The organism is Candidatus Frankia alpina (assembly GCF_902806485.1).
Classification (GTDB): domain Bacteria; phylum Actinomycetota; class Actinomycetes; order Frankiales; family Frankiaceae; genus Frankia; species Frankia alpina.
In genome coordinates, this window is the sequence record NZ_CADCWT010000447.1 from 1 (window position 1) to 1652 (window position 1652).

General features: G+C 55.0%; 1 protein-coding gene. It reads right to left on the reverse strand.

From position 1 onward, the window contains the following. A partial coding sequence (locus G6R25_RS29350; protein WP_473246932.1) for a fascin domain-containing protein occupies positions 1 to 763 on the reverse strand: 763 nt, incomplete at its 3' end. Between the last annotated feature and the right edge of the window lie 889 nt (positions 764 to 1652).

Genomic DNA, 1652 nt, shown 5'->3' on the forward strand with positions numbered 1-1652 from the left:
TTACCATCGTCGTTTCCGGACCAAGCGAGTTGAGCTGTTCGGATTCGACATCTGCAGTTGTTGCATTGGCACAGGCAACGAAGGTAAATTTTGTTACTGGTTCTAGCGAGAAATCTTTGACCCAGCGCTGCGGGTAGGCGTTGGCACTCCGCTTACAGTCCTTACTTGCAGGGTCGTAGTCGCCGGCGCCTTGTCCCGACGAGTAGGAGTCTCCCAGTGCCACATAGTTCACCGGCTGGCCTGGATGGATGCGCGGCTCACTCTGGATGTCCCAGGACTCCCGAGGTCCAGGGTTGTCGATGCTGGCACTCAGGACATCCAGGAGGTTGCTGGTGACATATTTACCGTTAGCCTGCGACTGGATCCCGAAGAAGGAAGAGGGAGAAGAATGAATCGTAAATTTCTCCCAAGCACCAACTTCACTAGCCTTAGCTTGTAGCGTTCCAGAAGAGTCGCCAAGCTCTGCTGTTACATATTTCCTGTTTGCCCAAGAAAAAAGGGTATAATATCCGGGATTATAATAGCAGGCAGTGAATGCGTCGGCAGTGAGGTACTGCCCCTTGGCAGCCAGCCGGCCTAGATCCAGACGATCCCACTCCGCAGATACATATTGATTGGTCGCGGTAGATTTTAGGGTGACCTTGCGGCAGTCAATTGCACCCGGAGGATCGGTGGTATTAGGACCGCAGGTAGCGAAAGGGGTCATGTCAATTGGAACCGAGGCGCCGCCAGCCGAGACCGTAGTGAGCTGGTCCGGGGTCACATCCCACCAGCCGTACCCGAGCGGAACTTCGTGGGGATCGGCGTCGGTAAAGCTAACCCGCAAGACAGGGTGAGGTGGGCCGTTCATGGGTGCCGCGGTGGTCTTACACCAAGCCATCACTTCTCGGCCTGGGTCGGCCGTGCCCAACTGTAGCTGCGCATCCGCTCCCGCCGAATAGGGGGTGCCACCAAAGGAACAGTTCTTAACAAAGGCGGTAGCACACCTGACCAGCCCCGTACCCGGGGCAAGCCTCGACCCTGCCAGATATGCCGGCTCCCACGCCGGCGGAGGAAAAAGGCACTGCTTATCATCAGGATCACAGATGCCATCCTGTGGTGGCAATATCATCGGTTCTCCAGCACCATGAATGTCAGGTAGCCAATTATTCGCAACCTTCTCATCTACCTTGGTGGCCGAGGTCGAAAGCCCAGGCAAATTGGCCTCTGCCTTGGTCCTGGTGAAGCTACCACGGTCCCCAGTTCTATTGCCGTCTCCAAAAATATTCTCGATGATCCACGACCTGTACGGCCATATCGGAACTACAGTGGAAGCAACAACCCAGCGTTCGGAGGGGGTTGGACCAGTCGACCTGGGAAACGAAAAATCCATATCGCCTTGAATAATTCCAGCCAGAGAGTTACGGTAAAATACGCCACCGCCAGAATCGCCGGGTTCCGCTACAGCGGGAAATGCTATTGGATCTACGCCTACAGGAAATTTCGTGGCCCAAAACGGCCTATTCTGCCGCAGCTTACGGGCATTTTCGGCAGCACCCGAAAAGGTAACTGCTCCCATACGTCCCAATTTGATTCCATCGGGACCCCATCCATACGCGACTACGTTACTCCGACCATGCATCAATCCTTGATCTTCGCTAAGAATATCGTCA